23 protein-coding genes are annotated in these 24,078 nt (G+C 31.9%); 14 read left to right on the forward strand and 9 right to left on the reverse strand.

Annotated features, from left to right (window positions below):
- Window positions 1-147: 147 nt before the first annotated feature.
- The 4 genes from ACNRYB_RS16315 (at window position 148) to ACNRYB_RS16330 (ending at window position 5,904) form a co-directional block, all read left to right on the forward strand.
- A complete protein-coding gene (locus ACNRYB_RS16315; RefSeq protein WP_473727934.1) occupies window positions 148-2,679 on the forward strand; it encodes a PIG-L family deacetylase in 2,532 nt (843 codons plus the stop codon).
- A gap of 114 nt (window positions 2,680-2,793) precedes the next feature.
- Window positions 2,794-4,518: a sodium:solute symporter family protein gene (locus ACNRYB_RS16320; RefSeq protein WP_129747195.1), complete on the forward strand. Its 1,725-nt coding sequence runs from the start codon at window positions 2,794-2,796 to the stop codon at window positions 4,516-4,518.
- 260 nt (window positions 4,519-4,778) lie between these two features.
- The gene (locus ACNRYB_RS16325) at window positions 4,779-5,252 is read left to right on the forward strand and encodes a hypothetical protein (protein WP_473727935.1); all 474 of its coding nucleotides are present in this window, start codon (window positions 4,779-4,781) and stop codon (window positions 5,250-5,252) included.
- 22 nt (window positions 5,253-5,274) lie between these two features.
- Entirely contained in the window at window positions 5,275-5,904 is a 630-nt protein-coding gene (locus tag ACNRYB_RS16330; RefSeq protein WP_129747197.1) for an MCP four helix bundle domain-containing protein, read from the forward strand.
- A gap of 13 nt (window positions 5,905-5,917) precedes the next feature.
- Here ACNRYB_RS16330 and ACNRYB_RS16335 read toward each other — a convergent pair whose 3' ends face one another.
- The 7 genes from ACNRYB_RS16335 to ACNRYB_RS16365 form a co-directional block, all read right to left on the reverse strand.
- The gene (locus ACNRYB_RS16335; protein ID WP_473727936.1) at window positions 5,918-6,331 is read right to left on the reverse strand and encodes a DUF1348 family protein; all 414 of its coding nucleotides are present in this window, start codon (window positions 6,329-6,331) and stop codon (window positions 5,918-5,920) included.
- Window positions 6,331-6,858: a TetR/AcrR family transcriptional regulator gene (locus tag ACNRYB_RS16340; protein ID WP_473727937.1), complete on the reverse strand. Its 528-nt coding sequence runs from the start codon at window positions 6,856-6,858 to the stop codon at window positions 6,331-6,333. Before ACNRYB_RS16340 ends, ACNRYB_RS16335 begins: the two co-directional genes overlap by 1 nt.
- A 181-nt stretch (window positions 6,859-7,039) precedes the next feature.
- Window positions 7,040-7,882, reverse strand: coding sequence for a DUF2911 domain-containing protein (locus ACNRYB_RS16345; protein WP_473727938.1), 843 nt, complete (start codon window positions 7,880-7,882; stop codon window positions 7,040-7,042).
- Between the two features lie 69 nt (window positions 7,883-7,951).
- Window positions 7,952-8,614, reverse strand: a complete 663-nt coding sequence (locus ACNRYB_RS16350) for an HAD family hydrolase (protein WP_473727939.1) — start codon at window positions 8,612-8,614, stop codon at window positions 7,952-7,954.
- A 187-nt stretch (window positions 8,615-8,801) separates the two neighbouring features.
- Window positions 8,802-9,515 carry a tRNA threonylcarbamoyladenosine dehydratase gene (locus tag ACNRYB_RS16355; protein ID WP_129747202.1) on the reverse strand — a complete coding sequence of 238 codons (714 nt, stop codon included), beginning with the start codon at window positions 9,513-9,515 and terminating at the stop codon, window positions 8,802-8,804.
- 142 nt (window positions 9,516-9,657) lie between these two features.
- Window positions 9,658-10,302 (reverse strand): TatD family hydrolase, encoded by a 645-nt coding sequence (locus tag ACNRYB_RS16360; RefSeq protein WP_473727940.1) that lies wholly within the window; start codon window positions 10,300-10,302, stop codon window positions 9,658-9,660.
- Window positions 10,302-10,901 carry a DUF1684 domain-containing protein gene (locus ACNRYB_RS16365; RefSeq protein ID WP_473727941.1) on the reverse strand — a complete coding sequence of 200 codons (600 nt, stop codon included), beginning with the start codon at window positions 10,899-10,901 and terminating at the stop codon, window positions 10,302-10,304. Before ACNRYB_RS16365 ends, ACNRYB_RS16360 begins: the two co-directional genes overlap by 1 nt.
- 99 nt (window positions 10,902-11,000) lie before the next feature.
- Between ACNRYB_RS16365 and ACNRYB_RS16370 the strand changes: the two genes are divergently transcribed.
- The 8 genes from ACNRYB_RS16370 (at window position 11,001) to ACNRYB_RS16405 (ending at window position 19,274) form a co-directional block, all read left to right on the forward strand.
- Window positions 11,001-12,218: an MDR family MFS transporter gene (locus ACNRYB_RS16370; protein ID WP_473727942.1), complete on the forward strand. Its 1,218-nt coding sequence runs from the start codon at window positions 11,001-11,003 to the stop codon at window positions 12,216-12,218.
- 166 nt (window positions 12,219-12,384) lie between these two features.
- Window positions 12,385-12,753 (forward strand): BlaI/MecI/CopY family transcriptional regulator, encoded by a 369-nt coding sequence (locus ACNRYB_RS16375; RefSeq protein ID WP_066034576.1) that lies wholly within the window; start codon window positions 12,385-12,387, stop codon window positions 12,751-12,753.
- An 8-nt stretch (window positions 12,754-12,761) separates the two neighbouring features.
- Complete coding sequence (locus ACNRYB_RS16380) at window positions 12,762-14,369, forward strand: M56 family metallopeptidase (protein ID WP_473727943.1); 1,608 nt, start codon at window positions 12,762-12,764, stop codon at window positions 14,367-14,369.
- Between the two features lie 30 nt (window positions 14,370-14,399).
- Window positions 14,400-14,768, forward strand: coding sequence for a BlaI/MecI/CopY family transcriptional regulator (locus ACNRYB_RS16385; protein ID WP_008468912.1), 369 nt, complete (start codon window positions 14,400-14,402; stop codon window positions 14,766-14,768).
- A 10-nt stretch (window positions 14,769-14,778) separates the two neighbouring features.
- Window positions 14,779-16,629 carry a M56 family metallopeptidase gene (locus ACNRYB_RS16390; protein ID WP_473727944.1) on the forward strand — a complete coding sequence of 617 codons (1,851 nt, stop codon included), beginning with the start codon at window positions 14,779-14,781 and terminating at the stop codon, window positions 16,627-16,629.
- Between the two features lie 83 nt (window positions 16,630-16,712).
- A complete protein-coding gene (locus ACNRYB_RS16395) occupies window positions 16,713-18,143 on the forward strand; it encodes a serine hydrolase (RefSeq protein WP_473727945.1) in 1,431 nt (476 codons plus the stop codon).
- 82 nt (window positions 18,144-18,225) lie between these two features.
- Window positions 18,226-18,369 carry an SsrA-binding protein gene (locus ACNRYB_RS16400; RefSeq protein WP_111368963.1) on the forward strand — a complete coding sequence of 48 codons (144 nt, stop codon included), beginning with the start codon at window positions 18,226-18,228 and terminating at the stop codon, window positions 18,367-18,369.
- Between the two features lie 59 nt (window positions 18,370-18,428).
- Window positions 18,429-19,274: an EamA family transporter gene (locus ACNRYB_RS16405; RefSeq protein ID WP_129747209.1), complete on the forward strand. Its 846-nt coding sequence runs from the start codon at window positions 18,429-18,431 to the stop codon at window positions 19,272-19,274.
- A 79-nt stretch (window positions 19,275-19,353) separates the two neighbouring features.
- Here the strand turns inward: ACNRYB_RS16405 and ACNRYB_RS16410 are convergent, their stop codons facing one another.
- On the reverse strand, window positions 19,354-19,908 hold the full coding sequence (locus tag ACNRYB_RS16410; RefSeq protein ID WP_066034571.1) for a fasciclin domain-containing protein: 555 nt from the start codon (window positions 19,906-19,908) through the stop codon (window positions 19,354-19,356).
- A gap of 214 nt (window positions 19,909-20,122) precedes the next feature.
- On the opposite strand from ACNRYB_RS16410, the gene ACNRYB_RS16415 reads away from it, so the two are divergent.
- Together ACNRYB_RS16415 and ACNRYB_RS16420 are read left to right on the forward strand one after the other, a co-directional pair.
- Entirely contained in the window at window positions 20,123-20,647 is a 525-nt protein-coding gene (locus ACNRYB_RS16415; protein ID WP_129747211.1) for an ExbD/TolR family protein, read from the forward strand.
- A gap of 34 nt (window positions 20,648-20,681) precedes the next feature.
- Complete coding sequence (locus ACNRYB_RS16420; protein ID WP_473727946.1) at window positions 20,682-21,206, forward strand: ExbD/TolR family protein; 525 nt, start codon at window positions 20,682-20,684, stop codon at window positions 21,204-21,206.
- Between the two features lie 112 nt (window positions 21,207-21,318).
- Here the strand turns inward: ACNRYB_RS16420 and ACNRYB_RS16425 are convergent, their stop codons facing one another.
- Complete coding sequence (locus tag ACNRYB_RS16425) at window positions 21,319-24,021, reverse strand: DUF7619 domain-containing protein (protein WP_473727947.1); 2,703 nt, start codon at window positions 24,019-24,021, stop codon at window positions 21,319-21,321.
- Between the last annotated feature and the right edge of the window lie 57 nt (window positions 24,022-24,078).

The following is a 24,078-nucleotide window of genomic DNA, read 5'->3' on the forward strand; positions in this document are numbered from 1 at the left end:
GCTGTTAGAATTAGGTTCTAACAGCTTTTTTTGTTTTATAAATTTAAAGAAAGGTATAATTATTGAGCGTTAACAATTCATTTAAATAATCTTACATAAAATAATTACTATTTTTGAAATGATTTCAAAAAACATCTAACATTCACCATGCGAAAAATACAGGTTCAGATCTTTCTTTTATTTTTTATCGGTTTTCAGGTTTCATTTGCACAACAGCCACAAAAGCCAAATTCAGTTGAAATTTACAATCAAATCAAAAAGCTAAACTTTTTAGGTTCTGTATTGTACGTTGCCGCACATCCTGACGATGAAAATACTAGAATGATTTCGTATTTAGCCAATGAAATGAACGCCAGAACTGGTTATTTATCATTGACCCGCGGTGATGGAGGGCAAAACTTAATCGGACCTCAATTGCGTGAATTACTGGGTGTAATTAGAACTCAAGAATTAATTGAAGCTAGAAAAATTGACGGAGGAGAACAGTTTTTCTCAAGAGCAAATGATTTCGGTTTTTCTAAAAATCCTGACGAAACTTTAGATATTTGGGACAAAAATAAGGTCCTTGCCGATGTAGTGTGGACAATCAGAAAATTCCAGCCAGATATTATCATCAATCGTTTTGACCACCGTTCGCCAGGTACAACACACGGTCATCATACCTCTTCTGCAATGCTGAGCGTTGAAAGTTTCAAACTGACAAACGATCCTAAAATTTATCCTGAACAATTAAAATACGTTTCGCCTTGGCAAGTAAAACGCCAATTTTTTAACCCTTCTTGGTGGTTTTACGGAAGCCAAGAAAAATTTGATGCCGCTAATAAATCTAAATTTACAAAGCTAGAAACTGGTGTTTACTACACAGGAATCGGAAAATCAAATCAGGAAATTGCTGCTTTAAGCCGAAGCCGCCACCAATCGCAAGGTTTTGGTAGCACGGGAGTTCGAGGTGAAGAAACCGAATATTTAGAACTAATTAATGGTGAAACTCCAAAAGAGCGCGATAATTTATTTGACGGAATTGATACAAGCTGGAACCGCGTTAAAAACGGAAAACCAGTTGGCGACTTAATTTCTTCAATCATTTCAAAATACGATTTCAGCCATCCTTCTGCAAGTATTCCTGATTTAGTTAAAGCTTATAGTATGATTCAAGCTTTAGACGATACACATTGGAAAGAAATTAAATCGGCAGCGATAAAAAACATTATTGCATCTTGTTCTGGTTTATATCTTGAAGCTGTTGCCAATGAGCAAGAAGCAACTCCAGGAAGCACTATTAAACTAAGTCTTGAAGCAATAAACAGATGTTCTGTTGGAATGCAGTTAGTTAGCGTGACAACACTTCCAGATAATCAGACAACAGCCCAAAATATCGTTTTAAAAAACAATAACGATCAGAAAATCAATTTACAATTACAGCTTCCAAACAATATTGAATACACTCAACCTTATTGGCTTAAAGAAAAAGCTACAGTTGGAATGTATACTGTTTTGAATCAAGAAAACATCGGCATTCCTGATATTATACGAGACACAAAAGTAGTTTTTAATGTAAAAATCAATGATGTTGAAATTCCATTTGAGCGAACTGTTGTTTACAAATACAATGATGGCGTAAAAGGCGAAATGTATAATTTCCTCGATATTGTGCCAGAAGTTACTACTTCGATATTAGAAAGAGTTTTGATTTTTGGAAACACCAAAAGCAAAATGGTTCCAGTAAAAGTTCGTGCAGGAAAAGACGATGTAAAAGGAAATCTGCAGTTAGAATTGCCAAAAAGTTGGAATGTTTCTCCAAAAGAAATTCCGTTTGCTTTAGACAAAAAAGGCACAGAACAAATCTATTACTTTGAAGTAACCCCTCCAGTAAATCCAGAAGAAGTTATAGCAAAAAGTGTTGCTATTGTTGACAATAAACGTTTTGATAAAGACCAAACGATCATTGATTTCCCTCATATTACCAAACAAATGGTTTTGAAACCAGCAGAATCAAAATGCATCAGAATTGATTTGAAAATTTCTGGAGATGCCATTGCCTATATTATGGGGGCTGGTGACGAAGTTCCGGAAAGTTTAACCCAAATGGGATACAAAGTTTCTATCTTAAAACCAGAAGAAATTACACCTCAAAAGCTAGATTCTTTCAACACTGTAATTACAGGAGTTCGTGCCTACAATACCGTAAATGCTTTGGCAAACAAACAAAATATACTATTCAATTTTGTTAAGAGCGGTAAAAATATGATTGTACAGTACAATACAAATGGTAAACTAGTTACTGATAAAATAGCGCCATATCCGTTAAAATTGTCAAACGACCGCGTGACAGAAGAAAATGCTAAAATTACATTCTTAGCGCCAAATCATCCTGTTTTAAATACTCCAAATAAAATCTCTGAAAAAGATTTTCAAGGCTGGACACAAGAGCAAGGTTTATATTATCCAAACGAATACGATCCTGCCTTCACTCCTATTATTTCATCGCATGACAAAGGAGAATCTGCAAAAGATGGAGCTTTACTTGTAGCACCGTACGGAAAAGGATACTATATTTACACCGGTTTGAGTTTCTTTAGAGAATTGCCAGAAGGTGTTTCTGGAGCATATCGATTATTATCGAATATCATTTCTCTAAAACAGCCCATTGAAGCTCCAAAACAAGATTTAAAGCAATAAAATATGGAAGCCAAAAAAACAAAAAAATGGAAAAAAAGCTACACTTATGTATTGGTAGTTAATGCGATCTACATAGCTATTTTTCTTTTAATCATGCAATTATACTCATAACCTATGCAGCTATTTGACTGGATCGTACTTATTGTCACATTATTATTTATTGTTGGATACGGCTCTTGGAAAACTCGAGGAAGTAAAAACGTAGAAGATTTCATTTTAGGAAACAATGAAACGCCTTGGTATACTGTCGGACTTTCTGTAATGGCCACACAAGCCAGCGCAATTACCTTCTTATCTACGCCAGGACAAGCGTATCACGACGGAATGGGGTTCGTTCAGTTTTATTTTGGTCTGCCAATTGCCATGATTGTCATTTGTTTGACTTTTATTCCGCTTTATCATAAAAGTAAAGTTTTTACAGCTTACGAATTTTTAGAACGAAGATTTGATGTTAAAACACGTTCACTTGCTGCTATTTTGTTTTTGGTTCAAAGAGGTTTAGGAACCGGTTTAACCATCTATGCGCCAGCCATTATTTTATCAGCTCTTTTAGGATGGAATTTAACTGTAATGAACATCATTATTGGAGTTATGGTAATAATCTATACTTTTTCTGGAGGTACAAAAGCAGTAAACGTAACCCAAAAACAGCAGATGTTTGTCATAATGTCTGGAATGTTTATCACATTTTTCTTAATTCTGCACTATCTTCCAAACGATATGACTTTCAACAGCGCACTACATATCGCAGGCGCAAATGATAAAATGAATATTGTTGATTTTTCTTTTGATCCTGAAGAAAAATATACTTTTTGGAGCGGTATTACAGGAGGTTTCTTCCTGGCTCTTGCCTATTTTGGGACAGACCAATCGCAGGTTGGACGATATTTATCGGGTAAATCAGTTCGTGAAAGTCAGATGGGATTAATCATGAATGGATTGCTGAAAGTGCCAATGCAATTCTTTATACTTTTAACGGGAGTTATGGTTTTTGTCTTTTTTCAATTCAATCCTGTGCCGTTAAATTTTAATCCGAATAATAAAATTGCTATTGAAAAATCTGCCTTTAAACAGGAATATCATGTTTTAGAAGAAAAACTGGTAAAACTTTCAGAAGACAAAAAGGTTATAAACTTATTGTATATCGATCAGCTGAATCAGGATTATGATAATCCAATTTTACGTAAAGAATTGGTTGCATTATCAAACAAAGAGAAAGATCTTCGTGATAAAGCCAAAGAAATCATTTCGAGAGCCGATAGTAATTCTGAAACGAATGATAAAGATTACGTATTCTTCCATTTCATTCTACATTATTTGCCAAAAGGACTTATCGGATTGTTATTGGCCGTTATTCTTTCGGCAGCGATGTCTTCTACAGCTTCTGGTTTGACAGCTTTGGCCTCTACAACTGCAATTGATATTTACAAACGAAATCAGAAAGAAGAAAAATCAGAGAAGCATTATTTGCATGTCACTAAGTTTTTTACTCTTTTCTGGGGAATTGTAGCGATACTTTTTGCCTGCGTTGGAACTTTGTTTGAAAATTTAATTCAGCTCGTAAATATTATTGGTTCAATTTTCTACGGAACTGTTTTAGGAATTTTTCTTGTTGGCTTTTACACCAAAAAAGTTCAGGCAAAGCCAATGTTTATTAGCGCCATTATAAGCCAACTTACCATTTTTGTCATTTATTATTTCATGATTTACCGTCAGGAAAAATTAGGCTATTTATGGCTGAATTTTATTGGAGCAATTTTGACAATTGTATTAGCGCTTTTATTGCAGTTTTTGTTTTTCAAAGGAAAAACGGATGATAATGAGTTAATTCTTGAATAAAATATGATTCTAAAGTTGTTTTTATAAATATCTTTTTTTTTCATTAGAATATAATTTCTCCCTTTATTGTAAGTAAAAAAGACTATTTTAGTAAGTTGTAAAACTGACCAAACTAATCTTAAGCTAGAGAAATGAAGATTTCAGACGATTTAGAAAAGCTATTGCCTTTTGGATATTTATTTCTAATATTAATGGGAATATTAAAGGATAGTATATTTTACTACCAATTTGGAATTAACATATTGCGGTATTCTACAATAATGGATATATTAATTAGTCCGATTGCTGAATTTACTTCAAACCCAGTGATTTTAGGAGCAATTATTTTACTTTTTTTGCTTCATTTTTATCTTCCTTCCTTCTTAGCCAAGAATAAAGATTTGCCATTTGTAAAAAAATCTTTTGAACTAAAATCTACTGATGAATTATCACCTCAAGAAACTAAAAGCTATTATAACGGTATTGCCATAAAATCGCTTATCATTTTTTTACTATCCTTTTTTTTAGGTTACGGATTCGCTGGAGGTTATTTTACTACGAAAAAGCTAAAAGAAAACAGATTGGATTACAGCTATCAGCTGGATTTTAATGAAGGAGATTCTAAGAATGTTTTTATTATTGGAAATAATAGCTTGTATTATTTCTATCTCATTAAAGGAGACAAAAAAATAAAAATTACTCCTTTGTCATCCATAAAAAACATTGCACTCGTAGAAAACAAAATGATTGATTAAAATTTTAGTTTCCCAAAAAGCTATGAAAGATCACAGAAGATACAGCAATAAAACTAAAGCAGCTTTTATTTTACTAGTCGTAATGCTTATCATTCTGCTTGGTAACTTTAATACGCTGCGAAACTCCAAAAATGTAAACGACAATATCAATGCGATTTACAAAGATCGTTTGGTTGTGGCACATTATATTTTTCAATATTCAAAAGAACTTCATTTTATAAAAGCTGAAGCCGAAAAACTCAATTTAAGCGACAATATTAAAAAAAATGAAATCATTCACACACTTGATATTATTCATGATATTGACGATTTGTATGCTAAAACCGTTTTAACAAATAAAGAAAAACAATATTTTGATGCCTTTTTGCTTTCCTGCAAAGAAATAAATAAGCAAGTTGAAAGCAAAAACTGGGATAAAATTGCCATTTCCAGCGCAGAAGCTCTAAAAACGCTTGAATCCCTTTCTCAAATTCAGATCGAAGAAGGAAAAGCTAAACTTGCAGCTGCGAATGCGATGTACAGCAGAAATAATAGTTTAGGCCAACTTCAAATTGCTTTATTGATTATTTTAGGCGGCATTACTTTTTATCTTTTGATTGTGAAGAAAATCAAGCAGAAAATTAAAATTCCTGAACCGCCTAGTATGAATTAGTTTTTGTTTCGCTTTATTTAAATTTTCTGTCTTGTTCAGAAATCTGAAGATCGTTTATACTTGCAAATCTTTTCTGCATTAAACCGTTTGCGTCAAACTCCCAGTTTTCATTTCCGTAAGCTCTAAACCAATTTCCATCAATATCCTGGTATTCATATTCAAAACGTACAGCAATTCTGTTTTTGGTATGAGCCCAATATTCCTTTTTCAATTTGTAGTTTCTTTCTTTTTTCCATTTTTCAGTCAAAAAAAGAATGATTTCATCACGACCATTTACAAATTTGTCCCTGTTTCTCCATTCGCTGTCTATCGTGTAGGCTTTTGAAACTCTCTCGGGATCTTGACTATTCCATGCGTCTTCTGCCAATTGGATTTTTTCCAATGCCGTTTCTAAAGAGAACGGAGGCAGCGGTAATTTCTGTTCCATTATTTTAAAATTAAAGTTTGAATTATCTTTTTTGATTGTTCGATTAACTGATTTGATTTAAACAACTGACTTTCGATTATACAGCTTTCAAATAATAAATAGATGTGATCTGCTAGCAAATCATCTTTTAAAATATCTTTAAAATAAACTCGCAAATCACTTTTATGACTTTGAATAACGTTGAGTATCTTAACATTATCAGACGGGATTTCTGAAAGTATATTCAGAAAACTGCATCCTCTAAAATTTTCATTTTTATTAATGTAAATCAAAAAATCAAATGATGCAATAACCTTCAAGTTAGAATCTTGAGCATTTGAAGTAAATTTCAATAATTCGTTAAACCAAAAAGAATGGCGCTGCTCTAGAAAAGCAACACACAAATCTTCTTTAGATTTAAAGTGCTGATAAAAACTGGCTTTAGCCACTTTTGCCTCTTCAATAATTTGATTTATTCCTGTAGCATTATAACCTTGCCTATGAAATAAAGTAAAAGTCTTTTCTAAAATTCGTTCTTTAGGCTGCATCTTAAAATGTATTATTTCTATATATATCGCTCTGAACTAAAGCTAAACAGTTACAAATGTAATAAAAATTCAAACAAACAGACAAGTCTGTCTATATTTATTGTGAAAAAAAAATTCCAAAACCCGAAAGCTTTGGAATTTGTAATTTTTATAATTGGAATTTAATAATTCGGAAGAATTATTATCTGCTCCACTCAGCGATACTATCTTTGTTCAATTTAACGTAATCTGCATTGTTTGCAGCTTCAGCAGATGCCAAAGAAGCTTTTGCCGTTTCGATTGCACCTTTTTTGTCACCTTGTTTTGCTTGGATCAATGATTTTAATCTTGAAACATAATAAGGTTTATCTGAACTCATATCAAGCGCTTTGTCTACATAAGTTCTTGCTGTTTCAATATTTCCGTTTGATTGGAATAAATATTGAGATGCTGCAAAATAATCATTCCAAGTTGGACCAGACAAAGTCTTATCGATACTTGCAGTAGCAATTTTAGCAGTTGGAACTTCAAATTTTAAAGCTACATGAGAGTTTTCCCAAGAAATATCTAAATATCCAAAATTTGGATCTAAACCATTAATTCCGATTGTAAATGTTTCAACAGGAGTTGGCAATGCATCTTCTTTTACCGTAGTTTTCAAAGCAACATACGCATCGCTCCAATTTTCTGGCAATCCCCAGTTGTCTGTAGAAAGATAAAAAATGATATCCCAGCTTTCAATTCTAGGAATGGTATAGATGGCATATTTTCCTTTCTTTAGCGTTTTCCCGTCAATTACAACATCATCGCTAAAGTTTATGATTGTATTTTCATTTGCTCCTGTTCTCCATAGTTTCCCAAACGGAACTAAATTTCCGAACACAGCTCTTCCTCTTGCTCCTGGTCTTGAATACGTAACTTCAACATCAGTTAAACCAACAGTTTGTTTAATATATCCTTTTGGACTTGCTTGCGGCGTTTTTACTTGTGCTTCTGATGCTAATGGAGCGATAATCAGGGCTAAAGCAATAAGTAGTTTCTTCATTATTTTAAGTTTTTATTTTATTCAAATTTACAAATTCAATCAGCTAAGAAATGTTAAATTTTATATAATTCAAGCTTTAAGCTGTGATATTTTTTCAGCATTTAATTCGTTAAAATGATTTATAACCAAGTCTGCTTCAGATAAATCCTGCAAATGCGAATGTTCGCTTTTATAGCCCACACAATAAATACCTGCACCTTTTGCAGCTTTCACTCCGTTTGTACTATCTTCAATAATGATGCATTCTTCTTTTGGCGCAATCGACAATGAAGCTGCGTGAATAAAGATCGCTGGATTTGGTTTTGATTGAGGAAAATCTTCACCACTCACAATATGCGTAAAATACTGATGAAGATTAAATCTTGTAAAAACGCGATCGATAGTAACTTTTGAAGCCGAAGAAGCTAAAATCAATTGTATTTCGTTGTGGTACAAATCTTTAATCAAATCTTCGACACCATCCAAAAGATGTAAATCTTCCTTAGTATCAAAAGCATCATTAAAAATAGTTCTTTTTCTCTGAATCAAATCTTCTACTTCTTGTTCTACAGTCGGAAAATAACTTTTTAGAGTCTGAAATGTATTTCTAGTCGAAAATCCTGTAAATGTGGTGTACATTTCTTCAGGAACTTCGATATTCAATTCTGAAAATTGCAAATAATAGGCATAACGATGAACGGGTTCTGTGTCAACAATTACACCATCCATATCAAAAATTACTGTTTTAATCATTTTTTTTTAAGTTTCTGAGATTCTGAGATTCTGAGATGCTAAGATTCTAAGGTTTCTCTTTTGTGTGTTAACTTTGCCAAAGTTTTAAACTTTGACAAAGTTTGCTTTGAGTTTTATTTATAAGGTCTAAAAATTAAGATTCATTTTCACAGCTACAAAAAACTTAGCAACTTAGAATCTTAGCATCTTATTTGCTCAACAAATGTCTAATCACCGTTTCTGCAGCGTGCAAGCCAAATAATCCTGGCATATAACTATTTGTTCCGTAAAATGATTTTTTGAAGTTTTTGCCGTCTGTCAATTTTAAGCTTTTTTCGTCTTGAATTTCAGAAGAGAAAACTACTTTCAATTTATTGATTTTTGCTTCTTTTAAACGCTTGCGAATTGTTTTTGAAAAGTAGCAATTAATCGTTTTTGAAATATCACTCACTTTTACTTTTGAAGCCAGCATTTTTCCGCCAGCCCCCATACTGCTGATAATTTTTACTCTTTTGCGTTTTGCAGCAATTATCAGATTTAATTTTGGAGTAATACTGTCGATGCAGTCCAAAACATAATCAAATTCTGGAGAAACAATTTCAAAAGCACGTTCTGGAGAAAGAAATTCCTGAACACGAGTTAGATTTAATTCTGGATTAATATCCATCAAACGATCACCCACAATCTTAATTTTTGGCTGACCAACTGTTGAATGTAAAGCTGGTAATTGACGGTTAATATTCGTGATATCTACAACGTCTCCGTCCACAATTGTCATGTTACCTACTCCTGCTCTTGCTAAAAATTCAGCTGCAAACGATCCAACTCCTCCTAGTCCTACAACTAAAACATTAGATTTTTGTAAATTTTCTAATCCTTCTTTAGTAAACAAAAGCTCAGCTCTTTCTGTCCATTCTGCCATATATTCTTTTTTGTTGTTTTTATTCTTTTTGTTTCAAGTTTAATGTTTCAAGTTTTTTACTGTTGTCACCCTGAGCGGAGTCGAAGGGCGTTCCAATTGGAATGAGGCTTCGACTCCGCTCAGCCTGACATTTCACATTTGATTATTCAAATACATTTCTATAATTACTTGAAATAATACCTTCTAATTCTTTTAATTTTAATCCTTTATATTCACAAGCTATTTCGTAAACTTGCTTAATTGATTCTTCAATAGTATCTGTTTCTAAGAAAAAACGATCGTTGGGAACATTTTGAAAAACCGATTTCAAATCTGGATTTTTCAATAAATATTTCCCAAATGAAAGATAAAATCCTGCGGCGATTAACTGTTCTGCCAACTGATTATTTTTTGAAAAACCATGAATAATCATTGGAACACTTATCTTCATTTTTTTCTTGATTGCCATTACTTCTTGAAAAGCGGCAACGCAATGAATTACTACAGGTTTTTTAAATTTTTGAGCTAATTCCAATTGCTTTTCAAAAACTGAAACCTGTAAATCAAACGGTACTTCAATTCTTTTATCCAAACCGCATTCGCCTATTGCCAGACAATTTTGGGTTGGCAGTTTTTCTTCAATAATCTTCAAATCTTCATCAAGCCTATTTTCGTCAATATACCACGGATGAATTCCTATCGAATAAAATGGAATTGACTCATCAAAATCTTTTGGATATTGATTAACCAATTCTAAAACATCTGATTGATTGGTAAATTGATGCGTATGAAGATTAAAATATTCCATTAATGAAAAGTCTTTACACCCGCTTTGATTTCAATTTTTAAATCATTTTCCTGTGGCACAAGCGGACAAGAATACTTGTAGTTATAAGCGCAATACGGATTATAAGCTTGATTGAAATCGATTGCTATTGTATTTCCTTTCGGAATTTCTAAATCAATATAACGTCCTCCGATGTAACTTTCTTTGCCCGTTGTTAAATCTGAAAAAGGCAAGAACAAGTGATTTTTATATTGTTCCTGTACAATAAGATCTAAACTTTGGTAAACTGCAAGCTGAAAAGGTTTTCCATTTATTTTAAAATGTAAAGTTCCGTACTTAGTATATTTTGGAGTACGCGTTCCAGAAGTTTTCATTTCAAAAACTTTTCCGCCTTTGGCTTTTACCAAAGTTGCGTTCACAAAATAAGTTTCAGAAATAGGAAAAAAATCTAAGCTTTTAAAAGTTTTTAGATCTTCAGCCATCAATGGACTTGTCTTAGGATCAGCATATTCAGAGTTGATTTTCTTTTGAAACTTCTGAACATCAGTTTTACTAAACTTTTTTTGTGCAAAGCCAAAATTAAAAACCAACAATAAAGCTAGGGCGTTTATAGTTTTCATCTTAGAAATTTTCTGCAAAAATAGTTCAAAAGTAACAAAACAACAACCACTTAACGAGACAAAGTTTGCTAACTTTGTGACGATAATCTATCACACAAAATGCTTAAAACAGCCCTAACCCACTACATCAATAACTTTCGAGGTTTTACCAGAGAAGTTTGGATTCTTGCCATCATTACTTTTATCAACCGCGCTGGGACAATGGTTCTTCCTTTTTTATCAAAATATTTAAAAGAAGATCTTCATTTCACCTACAATCAAGTCGGATGGATTATGGTCGCATTTGGTTTTGGGTCAATGCTTGGCTCTTGGTTGGGAGGTAAACTATCAGATAAAATCGGATTCTATAAAATAATGATTTTTAGTTTATTTACGAGTGGAGTTTCCCTTTTCTTTGTACAATATATTACTACTTTCTGGGCGCTTTGTGTTGCAATGTTTATCCTTATGACCATTGCAGATATGTTTCGTCCTGCTATGTTTGTGTCTTTAGGAGCCTATGCTAAACCAGAAAACAGAACCCGTGCATTGACATTGGTTCGTCTTGCCGTAAATTTAGGCTTTGCTGCTGGTCCAGCACTTGGAGGTTTAATTATCATGGGAATGGGATATTCAGGTTTGTTTTGGGTTGACGGAGCTTCATGTATCATTTCGATCTCCATTTTTGCTTTATTGGTAAAAGAAAAGAAAAAAGCCACTCATGACGATAAAACAGAAAGTGCATCTGATGTAAAATCGGTTTTTCATGATAAGATTTTTTGGGTTTTCTTATTCGTAAGTTTTATCACGGCTATGATTTTCTTTCAGCTTTTTACAACTCTACCTTTATATCATAATGAAAAGTTTGGTTTAAGCGAATTCCAAACTGGCCTTTTAATGACTCTAAATGGACTTTTAATATTTTCTCTCGAAATGCCAACTGTTGGGTTTTTAGAACGAAAAGCTTTTCCTAAAATTAGAATTATAATTGTGGGCTCTTTTGTAATGGCTTCAAGCTTCTTTTTGCTTCTTATTAATTTCTGGGCAGGAATATTGGTTGTAAGTATGGTTTGTATTTCTATTGGTGAAGTCCTTACTTTTCCTTTTTCCAACGCATTTGCATTGAGCCGTGCGCCACGCGGACAAGAAGGACGCTATATGGCACTTTATACCATGAGTTTTAGTCTTGCTCATATTATTAGTTCTAAACTCGGCTTTGAAATCATTACCCGATTTAGTTACCAAACCAACTGGCTTTTTATGGCTTGCATTGGAGTTGTTGCAACGGGATGCTGCATCTGGATAAAAAATGCTTTGATCAACCAAAAAGCTTCATAAACAACTTTTAACTTTTTAAAACCTTATAATTCAATTTATTACCATTAAATTTGAATAGCTTTTCTGCGTCCAAAACCGAAATCAAACTTAATTTTTAGTTAAATAACTATTTTTATAGTTGTGTAACTAAAAAAATAGTTGTAGGTTTGAATTAAAATTAGAGAAGATGCAGAAGTTAACAAACAAAGAAGAAGAAATTATGATGATTTTATGGAAGCTGAAAAAAGCTTTTGTAAAAGAAATTCAAGCTGAAATCACAGAAGATCAGCCACATTACAACACATTATCTACTATTGTGCGTAATCTGGAAGAAAAGGGATATGTTGGCCACAATGCTTTTGGAAACACACATCAGTACTTTCCAATTGTGCCGATTGAAGATTACAGAAAAGGATTTATGAAAACCGCAATCGATAATTACTTTAATAGTTCTTATAAAAGCATGGTTTCCTTTTTTGCTAAAGAAGAAAAAATTTCGGCAGACGAATTGCGTGAAATTTTATCGATGATCGAAAATAAAAAAGAAGATAAATAATTCAGATTATGGAAGCACTTTTCATCTACATTATCAAATCAAGTGGTTTAATGCTTTTGTTTTATTGCGCTTATTTTTTCTTATTGCGCAAAGAAACGTTCTTTAACAGCAACAGATGGTTTCTTTTGTCAGGTTTAATGACCTCTATAATTTTACCGCTATTGATTTACACAAAGGTGATATGGATTAATGCTTCTCCAAACTTTAACTCAAACATTCAAACTGTAGTTTTAAATACTTCTCAAGAAAAATCAATAGATCTTAATTGGAATTATATTGTTTTTGGCCTTTACGCCATTGGACTTTTGATCTTTCTTATAAGACTGGGAATCGACTTTTACAGTTTAAATTCGATTATTAAAGGAAAAAAAGTCAAACAGCAAGCAGATTTCAAATTTATAGATATAAACGAAAACATTGCTCCTTTCTCCTATTTTGAATATATCGTGTACAACTCATCACTTTACACGCCTTCAGAATTAGAGAGCATTCTTGAACATGAAAAAGTACACAGCGATCAAAATCACACGTTAGATGTGCTAGTTTCAAGAATATTCAGCATTATTTTCTGGTTCAATCCGATTGTTTGGCTTTATAAAAAAGCCATAATGCAAAATCTTGAGTTTATCGCCGATAGCGAAGCGGCAAAAAAAATTCAAGATAAAAAAGCATATCAGTACACTCTTTTAAAAATAACAACACACGAAAATTGTGTTGCAATCACCAATCATTTTTATCAATCATTAATCAAAAAACGAATCGTCATGTTAAACAAAAATCAATCGAAAAGAAGGAATTACTGGAAGTATTATGCTGTAATTCCTGCTCTTGTTGCATTTGTATTATTATTTCAGATTGAAGTAGTTGCAAAAGAAAGACAACCAAACGCAAAAGTAGTTTCAACAGAAATTGAGTCTGTAGATGTGTACAAAATCTTGAAAAATTCAACAGATGCAGAACTAAAAGAGATAAAAGAAAAGTTAAAGAAACTGCACAACATCAACTTTGAAGTTTCTCAAATCAAAAGAAACTCAGAAAACGAGTTAACTTCAATTAAAGTTGACATAATTAATGGAAGTGACAAATCTCAATCTATACAAACAGGAGGAGATAAAACCATTAAAGATTTTGGGATAATTGTCATAACAGACAAAAATGGAAAGAAAAAAGCTGGCATTCAAACTTCTGATGAGAAAATCACTGTCAGCAAAAAAGTTTCTATGGACGGCAAAACTAATAAAAATTCGGAAAGAAAAACCATAACTACTAATACAGAAAGCAATGTTAACACTAATTCTATTACTAGTACAAAAACTAACAGTGATACTAATACAAATATTAGCACTACTGTAATAATAAACAAAGACAACAATACTAAAGTTATTACGACTGGCACAAGTACAGCGGTCGCTGTTTCTAATGGCGCAAAAACTAATGTAAAAATAAACTCTTCACTTGTAATTGTAAACGGAGAAGAAATGCCTGCTGGTTTTGATGTAAAAAGTATTCCAAATGACAATATCGAATCTGTAAGTATTTTTACAGAAGCTAATGCAACTGAAAAATACGGAAGCAAAGCCGCAAATGGAGTAATTGAAATTGAAACTAAAAACTAAATCGTTTTATATTTTTTTAAATAGAAAAAAATGCAAAAACTAACCAACAAAGAAGAAGAAATCATGCATATTTTATGGAAGCTGAAAAAGGCTTTTGTAAAAGAAATCCAAGCAGAGATTTTAGAAGATCAGCCACATTACAATACTTTGTCTACCATTGTTCGTAATCTGGAAGAGAAAGGTTATGTCGCGCACAATGCTTTTGGAAATACGCATCAGTATTATCCGGCTGTAAGCATTGAAGATTATAGAAAAGGCTTTATGAGCACCGCTATTGACAATTATTTCAATAGTTCTTATAAAAGTATGGTTTCATTTTTTGCCAAAGAAGAAAAAATTTCGGCAGATGAACTACGTGAAATCTTAGATATGATCGAAAATCCAAAAGAAGGTAAATAATCAAAATAGTATGGAAGCACTTTTCATTTTTATCCTAAAATCAAGCGGGTTACTAGCAATGTTTTATTTTGCTTACATTTTTTTACTTCGCAAAGAGACTTTTTTCAACAGCAGCCGCTGGTTTTTAATTGCTGGTTTAATTACTTCTGTTGTACTGCCTTTTGTAGTTTACACCAAAGTGGTTTTGGTTGAAGCACCGCCCGCGATTGCTCCTGCTCCAATTATTACAACTACGGAAAATGCTGTAAAAAACATTCTCGTTTCAAATCAAGATGCCATTGTTTACACACCTCAGTACAAACCAACAAAGGTTACAGTTGTTGAGGAGAAAAATTTTGAAATCAATTGGAGTTTAGTTCTAGCTGTAGTTTACGGAATTGGTTTCTTGGCCTTTATGATCAAATTTGCTCTAGATTTTTACAGCTTAAACTCTGTTTTAAAAGGAAAGAAAATTGAACAGCAAAGTGATTTTAAATTCATTGATGTGGATGAAAACATTGCTCCCTTCTCCTATTTCGATTACATTGTATATAACTCATCACTATATACAGCTACAGAATTAGAGAATATTCTAGAACATGAAAAAGTGCACAGCGATCAAAAACACACTGTAGATGTTTTGATTTCTAGGGTTTTCTGCATCCTCTTTTGGTTTAATCCAATTGTTTGGCTTTACAAAAAAGCAATTTTGCAAAATCTTGAATTTATCGCTGATAGTGAAGCTTCTAAAAAAATTGCAGACAAAAAAGCCTATCAATACACACTTTTAAAAATCACAACGCATGAAACTTGCGTTGCAATCACCAATCATTTTTATCAATCATTAATCAAAAAACGAATTGTCATGTTAAACAAAAATCAATCAAAGAAAAGAAACTACTGGAAATATTCGGCAGTAATTCCTGCTCTTGGTGCATTTGTTCTTTTATTTCAAATAAGAACTATTGCACAAGAAAAGAAACAAAATGAAACTGCTGTTCAAAGAGATACCATCAAAGATTCTGATGAAACAATCAAAATAACAAAAAATACAACTGACAAGGAATTAAACGAACTTCCTGGAAAGTTAAAAGCAAATCATAATCTTGACGTTGAGATTTCAGATGTAAAAAGAAATACTAAAGAAGAGTTGACTGCGATTCAGATCAAAGTAAAATCGGACTCTGGCAAAAAACAAACCATCAAAATTGAGGGAGACGAAGCAATAAAAGATTGCGAACTGGCCATTGGAACAGATGAAAATGGAGCAAAATCGATTAACATTAACACAGACAAAAACTTTAAAGTCCCTGTAATAATTAGAAACGAAAGAGTTATTGTTCGTAATGGAGATATCGCTCCTCCAACACCGCCAACGCCACCAGCATTTCCTTCAGGACCACTGCCTCCTGCTCCTGCAGTTGATATGTCAAAAATGCCTAAACCTCCAGTTGCTCCTAAAAACCCAAAAGATAAAGTGGCTATGGCTAAATTTGAAAAAGACATGGAAGCTTTTGAAAAACAAATGGAAGCATGGGAACCTCAGATGGATGCGTATGAGAAACAAATTGAAACTATTATGTCTCAAAGAGAAGCTATTTATGAGAAAGAAATGGCTAAATATGAGCTTGCAATGGAAAAATTCAATACGCAAATGGAAAAGTTCAGCTATGACTTTAAGTTTAACTTTGGAGATGATTCTAAAGACTATGAAAACAGTATGAAGCAATACGAACAAGATATGAAACAGTATGAGCTTGATATGAAACAGCATGCTAAAGACATGAAGCAACATGCTAAAGATATGAAACAGCATGAAAAGGATATGAAGCAACATGAAAAAGACATGAAGGAAATGGAAAAACAAAACAAAAAAGCATAGTCATGTCAATTGTAAAAAGAAAAACCAGTGCTTAGACACTGGTTTTTCTTTTTAAACATTAATTAAAACCTAAAAACACACAAATGAAAAAATATATTTCAATTTTATTTCTGTGCATTAGTTTTTCAATTGGGGCTCAGAAAAATGCAACAGAAAAAGATATTTTTATTGCAATGGACAAAACAGCGTCTATTCTTTCAGAAAAATCAAAAGGAAACTCAATTTCGATTGGTGTTGTAAAAAAGGGAAAAACGTATACCAGACATTACGGAGAAATTGATAAAGGAAAGGAAAACATTGCCAACAACAATACTGTTTTTGAAGTTGCGTCTATAACCAAACTTTTTACAGGATTACTTACTGCACAAGCAGTTTTAGAAGGAAAATTAAATCTGGATGAGGATATCAGAAAATATATTACAGGCTCTTATCCGAATTTAGAATACAACGGAACACCTATAGCAATTAAGGATTTAGTTTCGTTTAGAACAGGATTCAATAAAGATCTTCCTGATAATTCTGAATTACGAAAAAATCGAAATGATAGCAGTTATCTCGCTTTCAAAAAAATGGATGAAGATTATATTCGTGAAAAATTCTTTGAAGATCTTAGAACCATAAAATTAGACACTTTACCTGGAACTAAATTTAAATATAGCAACGGAAGCCTTAATTTGACAGCGCATATTCTAGAAAATGTTTATCAGAAAAGTTATGAAACGCTTTTGAAAGAGAACATTTTTTCAAAATTAGATATGAAATCAAGCGGTATCAATTTGAATTCAAATATAATTGCAAACGGATACAATCAGAAAGGAGTTTTGATGCCAAACATTTCAGATAATCTTTGGGGAGCTGCAGGAATGCTAAAATCTACTTTAGGTGATTTAACCAAATTTATTGCTTATGAGTTAAATACAAAGAATAAAATTGTACAAGAATCGCAGCGAAATCTTTTAAACAGCCCAACAATATGGAATGGTTATTTTTGGGATTATATTCAAGTAGATGAAAACGGAAAAAACTGCTGGAAACATGGCGGCGCATTTGGAACTCAAAACATGCTGGTTATTTATCCCGAACGCCAATTAGGCATTTCTATTATTGTAAATATTAGTGACGAAAATACCGCAAATGCATTAGGAGAAGCTATTATTAGACTTTCAAATGAGTTATTGAGTGAGAATAAAAAACAAACCGGTATCTATGGCTACAAAATCGTTAATGACAATATCGTATTTGTGTACGAACATGATAAAAACCTAGACCCTAATCTAGTAAAAAGTGTTTCAATTGCAGGTTCGTTTGACAAATGGAATCCAAATGACAGCAATTTTCAAATGATTCAGAAAAACAAAAATACCTTTGAATTGTCAATTCCTAAATCACAACTTGGAAAAGACAAAACACATCTTTTTAAATTTGTCATCAACAAAACTGGCTGGATGGAAGCTCCAAAAAATGCTATAAATCGTGAAACAGATGGACATGAGAACCTGATTCTCAAAATTTAAATACTTTTTTCATTTTATCGCCAAAAGACTTTGCTTCAAACACAAAGTCTTTTTTTTATATCTTTGACGAAACAAATCTACTATGTATAAATTATTAGCCAAACTAAATAAACTACTTTTGCCAAGCTTTACCAAACAAGGTCTAGATATTTCTAAAGCAAAGAAATGGCAAATGGCAATTATTGGTTACCGCGCCTATGTTACCAAAAAAGCATTAGGCAATTAATTTAGAATACATTTTATATACCCGACAGAAATAAACCTTTATTTTCTGTCACCCTTTTTATGAAAAACAGAGAAATAAGTCTCCCTCCTGTTCCAGCAGTATTATTAGCGATTATTAGTGTGCAATGTGGCGCCGCAATTGCAAAAACACTTTTTCCTACAATTGGCGCAGCTGGTACGGCATCTATACGCATTGGCGTTTCGGCATTAATTTTATTATTGGCATACAGACCAAATCTAAAAGCAATAACTCCGCAACAGTGGAAAATTGTAATTCCGTATGGTTTGTCACTAGGCGCGATGAATTTAATTTTTTACATCGCGATAGAAAGAATTCCAATTGGTTTAGCGGTAACTTTAGAATTCGTTGGACCTCTATTACTTGCAATTGCTGGTTCAAAACGTTTGGTAGATTATTGTTGGGTATTGCTTGCTGCAATTGGTATTTTATTAATTGCACCTTGGACAAATGATCGTTTAGATCCAATCGGAATTATATGCGCTCTTTTGGCAGGAGCATTTTGGAGCGCTTATATTGTTTTAGGAGGCAAAGTATCAAGAATAATGAATGACGGTTACGCGGTGACAACAGGAATGTTATTTGCCGCTCTTTTGGTTCTGCCATTTGGATTTCTAGACAGCGGATTAAGCAATCTTACGCCAAAATTATTCGGAATGGGCGTTGCTCTTGCTTTATTATCGAGTGCAATTCCGTTTACCTTAGAAATGAAAGCTTTAGGAAAACTTCCTCCTCGTACTTTTAGCATTTTAATGAGTTTAGAACCGGCAGCCGCTTCCATCTGTGCTTTTATTTTTCTTAACGAAAGTTTGAATCTTTATGAAATTCTAGCCGTAATTTGTGTTGTAATCGCTTCAGCAGGAAGTACTTTGACTGCTAAAAAATAATTTGAAAATGTCCTAAATTCAAAATTCCAAATCCCAATATGCTTGGAATTTGGAATTTTTAAGTTGGAATTTGAACCTATTATTTTTTAGGAAGCAGTACTGCATCAACAACATGAATTACTCCATTTGATTGATTTACATCTGCGATAGTAACTTTTGCTTTATTACCATTTTCATCCGTAATGTATAAGTCTTTTCCTTTCATCCAAGCTGTTAGGGTTCCGCCATTTACCGCTTTTATAGTTGCTTTTCCTTTACCTTCTTTTATTGCTTTTGCAATATCAGAAGCATTCCATTTTCCAGCAGCAACATGATAAGTCAAAATGTTTTGAAGTTGCTTTTTATTCTCTGGTTTTAACAATGTTTCTACGGTTCCTTTTGGCAATTTATCAAAGGCTTCATTTGTTGGAGCAAAAACGGTAAAAGGGCCTTTTCCTTTTAAAGTCTCAACTAAATCGGCGGCTTTAACAGCTGCAACCAATGTTGTATGATCTTTTGAATTTACAGCGTTTTCAATAATATTTTTGTTTGGATACATAGCTGCACCACCAACCATTACTGATTTTTGTGCATTTGATGTAAATGCAAATCCTAAAGCTAAAACTGCAAGGGCTAAAAATTTTCTAGTTTTCATATTTAAATGATTTTAAGTTATAAGCTCATTTACGCAGATAAAATTGTTTTGGTTTTAATTTGAAAATTATTTTAAGTCAAAAAAATCTGATTTTCTCCTAAGCCTCCCGTAAAACAAGACATTAAAGTATTCTAAAATTTTTTCTAAAAAATATAAAAACTCCTAATTTTTGTATCGATTTTATTATTAAATTTAAAAACAAAACTTACTAATCATGAAAAATTTTTCTCAAAAAATCAGAAGCAGAAAGTTAAGTTCAAGAGTAGATTTAACCGCAATGGTCAGTGTTTGTTTTTTACTGATTGTATTTTTTATGGCTGCTAAGAAATTATTAAAGCCTGAAACAATGAATCTTTCTTTCCCAGAAAACTATGTCTATTTAGAAAATATTGGATGTGTCAAAACTGATCGATTATATACAATATTGTTAGATAAAAATGGTAAAATAATAACTTATTCAGGTCAGCTAGAGTTTCCAATCGACAAACCAAAAGAGTTTAATTTTGAAAAAAATGAGATTAGACAAGAAATCTTCCGTAAAAAGGAAGAAGTTCATAACTATATGACCTCCGAAGGAAAACCAAAGAGTGAAGTAATTGTTATTATAAAACCTAGTAAAAATTCAAACTATGGAAGCTTAGTAAATATCGTAGATGAAATGAAAATTGCCAATATTGAAAACTATTCAATAGTAAATGATTTTACTCAAGAAGAATCAAAATTATTGGCCTCACACTAATTCAATTGTGTCACAATTCTAAATCAAAAAGCCTATGAAAAATCTACCTCAAAAAGTCAGAAGCAGAAAGTTAAATTCAAGAGTGGATTTGACGGCCATGGTTAGTGTTTCATTTTTGTTGATTATCTTTTTTATGGTTGTTGGGGAATTATCGAAATCAAAAGCAATGGATCTTGCTTTACCTGAAAAAGATCTATGCAGATGGAGTCATGCATGTATCAAAGCTGATAGGGTCTATACCATATTATTAGACGAAAACGATAAAATAATAACTTATTCTGGAATATTAGAATTTCCCAAGGAAACGCCAAAGGAATTTAAATCTGGGAAAAATGAAATTAACCAAGAAGTATTCCGTAAAAAGAAAGAAGTTCATGATTATATGATTTCAGTAGGAAAACCAATGAATGGTGTAATTGTAATAATAAAGCCAAGTAAAAAATCAAACTACGGTAATTTAGTAAACATACTCGATCTGATGAAGGTTGCCAATATTGAAACCTATTCAATAGTGGATGAATTTAGTGCAGAAGAATCAAAATTGTTAGCTTCAAACTAATTCAATAAATATCGTTTCCAAAAAGGTTCTCAACTCCCTCTCGACAATATAGAAATATAACTTGAATCAAGACGTTACAAACAGAAAGCCCACATATTTGTGGGCTTTCTGTTTAATTCTTGATAAATTTCATATTGGAACTTCCTTTATCTGATTTTACTCTTATAAAGTAATTACCCGTTCTAAGTTTAGAAATATCAATATTTGAAGTTGCTTTTGCGTTTGGAACAGCGATTAGTAATTGACCTAAAACATCATAAATTTCAAATGACTCTATATCTATATTGTCAGTTTTTGAAATATTTAAAATTTGACTACTTGGATTTGGATGCAAAACAAAGTATTTAGAAAAATCAAAATCTTTAGTTGTCAAAGTAGTTTTAAAAGTTGAAGTTGCCTTATTAGTTAAAATCGGAAAATTATAATCAAAATAAATATTCGCATCATTAGTAAATGAATCTCCTACTGTCAATGTAGGTTTTGTCTTTATTTTAAAAGCAATATACCCATCATTACTAGCGTTATCAAAAGGCAAATTAATATTTTCAAATATAAACTCTACTTTATTTCCATCTGAAATTTTAGTCACAAAAGCATGACTAGAACTTGTTGGAATCAAAGTTGAAATATCAAACTTACTCAAATCAATAATATCCTTCACTACAATATTTTGCGCTGGATATGTGCCTGTGTTTTCAAAGCGAATCATATAATGAACATAATCTCCTATTAGGTCTGGAGTGACAATGGAACCCTCCAAGCAAGTCTTATCGTTTGGATCATAAGAACCTACAACTGTTTGATTCAAAGTAAAATTGTTATCCAAAGGAGTTTTATCATTATTCTGCGAAGTAATAGCTACTGTATATTTTAGCACATCGCCATTATTAACTGCCGGTGTGTCTGTTGGCCTATTAACTTTGAGGGTTAAAATAATTTCTTTAGTTGCAAATGGAGTCAAATCGGTAAAATTCCAAGATAATTTATTATATGTTTTGCTCTCTGCTAATGGATTGGAAGCTATTAAATCCAAAATATCATTATTAAAAGTAAAATTAACAACACCTGCTTGAGTAATATTTCCTTTATTTCTATATACTATTTTATATTTTGAATCAAAACCTGGACGTGCAACATCTATAGGAATTAAAACCACTTCTAAATCAGGTTGATTCCCATTTGAAGAAATACAAAAATCTTGTATAAAAGGGCTACTTTGAGCAGGAAAAGTAACATTTACAAAAGAAGGAGAAACAACAAAATATTCAGGATTCTCAATATTAGGTGTAATAGTTAGTGTTCCTTCTTGTACAGCTATAGAATAAGAGCCATCTTTGGTCGAATAAAAATCACCAATATTGCTTCCGTTCGCAACAGTATATTTAATATTTGAAAATAATGAATTATTTGCTGTACATCCTTTATTATCAACATTATATTTATTAATCCCTTTAATAATATAATGTTCTTTACCCGAAACAAAACTACAATAAGTATTGATCTCACAATTATCGATTCCACTCTGGGTCAATACCTGTTTATAATACTCAATGTTTTCATCATCTACACATAAATACTTAAGTTTTGGGGCGTTTAAGAAATAATTTTTATATGTTCTCCCATTCTTTAACAATAAGTAAAGTAATGAATTACTTCCTGTTAGACTTACATCAAGTAGTTTTTTCAATGGTGATAAATCTAAAAACTCAACTTTAGTCTGTGAAGCTGTAAGAATCTCTAAATTCAAGTTATTTTTTAAATCTAAAGCTGTTAAAGAAGTATTAGAACAATTTAATGTCTCTAAATTTTCTAATGCTGAAATATTAAGTGTAGTTAATAAGGTGTTGAAATTACAAGTTACATTTTTTAAATTTGGGCATTTTTCTAAATTTAAACTTACTAGTTTATTGTTGCTACAATTTAATTGTTTTAATGAACTTAGGTCTGAAAGACTTAATGATGTTAAAGCACAATCATATACAGTTAACTTCCCTAAAGCTGGAAGGTTTTCAAAGTTTGCTAGTTTTAGAAGAGAATTTTGATGCAATTCAAGATTTTCTAATTTTGGCATGTCTTTGATTGATAGACTAGCAAATTTATTTTTATAAGCAATTACATTAACTAGATTTTTACAAGCCGATAAATCTAATTCAGTTAATGAATTAAAAGAACAATATAAATTTTCTAAGCTACTTAATTCACTCAAATTTAAGTTTGTTAGCAAGTTACTGCCAATATCTAAGGTTTTAAGTTTTTTTAAACCTGATAAATTTATAGATGTAAGAACTGTACTGTTACAGATTAGAGTTTCTAAATTTGGAAACTGAGAAAGCCCAACATTTCCATCAGTTGCCGTCAAAAAAGGCTTCATTAAACCTGTACCTGATGCGTTAAGTTTCTTTAAATTTAGTCCTTCAAGATTAATTCCAACAGGAAAATCAGTGTTATAACTACAATCTAAATCTTCTAAATAAATTAATGTCCTTAAATCCGCCCCTGAAACTCTATTGGAACTATAATTTAAAGATCTAAGATTTGTAAAATATTCAATACCATATATATTATAAAATTGTGGATCAGTATTATTACCACTAGCATCCAGATAATAAACTTCTAATGCTTCAGAAATTTCAATTTCTTTATTTCCGTTACTATCAATTTTAATATTATTACCGTTTTTATCCTTGGCATAACCATTTTGTGTATCAGCAGCTAATAAACGGTTTTTAAAAGCAGGGCTTCCAAAAGTAATACTTTGAGCACTTATATTATTGTACAAGAATAAAACAAGGAATAAAAAGTAGAGTTTTTTCATATCAAGAAATTTTAAAACAAAAATAACTTTTTACTACAATAACACAATTTTTATTAT

The organism is Flavobacterium sp. CR10, from assembly GCF_055814415.1.

What these genes read in the sequence shown, in the direction of transcription:
- ACNRYB_RS16365 (WP_473727941.1), bottom strand. Translation starts at nt 10,901, where the DNA reads ATGAAAACTATAAACGCCCTAGCTTTATTGTTGGTTTTTAATTTTGGC.
- ACNRYB_RS16390 (WP_473727944.1), top strand. Translation starts at nt 14,779, where the DNA reads ATGGAAGCACTTTTCATTTTTATCCTAAAATCAAGCGGGTTACTAGCA.
- ACNRYB_RS16415 (WP_129747211.1), top strand. Translation starts at nt 20,123, where the DNA reads ATGAAAAATTTTTCTCAAAAAATCAGAAGCAGAAAGTTAAGTTCAAGA.
- ACNRYB_RS16340 (WP_473727937.1), bottom strand. Translation starts at nt 6,858, where the DNA reads ATGCAGCCTAAAGAACGAATTTTAGAAAAGACTTTTACTTTATTTCAT.
- ACNRYB_RS16410 (WP_066034571.1), bottom strand. Translation starts at nt 19,908, where the DNA reads ATGAAAACTAGAAAATTTTTAGCCCTTGCAGTTTTAGCTTTAGGATTT.
- ACNRYB_RS16325 (WP_473727935.1), top strand. Translation starts at nt 4,779, where the DNA reads ATGGATATATTAATTAGTCCGATTGCTGAATTTACTTCAAACCCAGTG.
- ACNRYB_RS16395 (WP_473727945.1), top strand. Translation starts at nt 16,713, where the DNA reads ATGAAAAAATATATTTCAATTTTATTTCTGTGCATTAGTTTTTCAATT.
- ACNRYB_RS16345 (WP_473727938.1), bottom strand. Translation starts at nt 7,882, where the DNA reads ATGAAGAAACTACTTATTGCTTTAGCCCTGATTATCGCTCCATTAGCA.
- ACNRYB_RS16370 (WP_473727942.1), top strand. Translation starts at nt 11,001, where the DNA reads ATGCTTAAAACAGCCCTAACCCACTACATCAATAACTTTCGAGGTTTT.
- ACNRYB_RS16425 (WP_473727947.1), bottom strand. Translation starts at nt 24,021, where the DNA reads ATGAAAAAACTCTACTTTTTATTCCTTGTTTTATTCTTGTACAATAAT.
- ACNRYB_RS16375 (WP_066034576.1), top strand. Translation starts at nt 12,385, where the DNA reads ATGCAGAAGTTAACAAACAAAGAAGAAGAAATTATGATGATTTTATGG.
- ACNRYB_RS16315 (WP_473727934.1), top strand. Translation starts at nt 148, where the DNA reads ATGCGAAAAATACAGGTTCAGATCTTTCTTTTATTTTTTATCGGTTTT.
- ACNRYB_RS16380 (WP_473727943.1), top strand. Translation starts at nt 12,762, where the DNA reads ATGGAAGCACTTTTCATCTACATTATCAAATCAAGTGGTTTAATGCTT.
- ACNRYB_RS16335 (WP_473727936.1), bottom strand. Translation starts at nt 6,331, where the DNA reads ATGGAACAGAAATTACCGCTGCCTCCGTTCTCTTTAGAAACGGCATTG.
- ACNRYB_RS16330 (WP_129747197.1), top strand. Translation starts at nt 5,275, where the DNA reads ATGAAAGATCACAGAAGATACAGCAATAAAACTAAAGCAGCTTTTATT.
- ACNRYB_RS16400 (WP_111368963.1), top strand. Translation starts at nt 18,226, where the DNA reads ATGTATAAATTATTAGCCAAACTAAATAAACTACTTTTGCCAAGCTTT.
- ACNRYB_RS16405 (WP_129747209.1), top strand. Translation starts at nt 18,429, where the DNA reads ATGAAAAACAGAGAAATAAGTCTCCCTCCTGTTCCAGCAGTATTATTA.
- ACNRYB_RS16355 (WP_129747202.1), bottom strand. Translation starts at nt 9,515, where the DNA reads ATGGCAGAATGGACAGAAAGAGCTGAGCTTTTGTTTACTAAAGAAGGA.
- ACNRYB_RS16420 (WP_473727946.1), top strand. Translation starts at nt 20,682, where the DNA reads ATGAAAAATCTACCTCAAAAAGTCAGAAGCAGAAAGTTAAATTCAAGA.
- ACNRYB_RS16360 (WP_473727940.1), bottom strand. Translation starts at nt 10,302, where the DNA reads ATGGAATATTTTAATCTTCATACGCATCAATTTACCAATCAATCAGAT.
- ACNRYB_RS16385 (WP_008468912.1), top strand. Translation starts at nt 14,400, where the DNA reads ATGCAAAAACTAACCAACAAAGAAGAAGAAATCATGCATATTTTATGG.
- ACNRYB_RS16350 (WP_473727939.1), bottom strand. Translation starts at nt 8,614, where the DNA reads ATGATTAAAACAGTAATTTTTGATATGGATGGTGTAATTGTTGACACA.
- ACNRYB_RS16320 (WP_129747195.1), top strand. Translation starts at nt 2,794, where the DNA reads ATGCAGCTATTTGACTGGATCGTACTTATTGTCACATTATTATTTATT.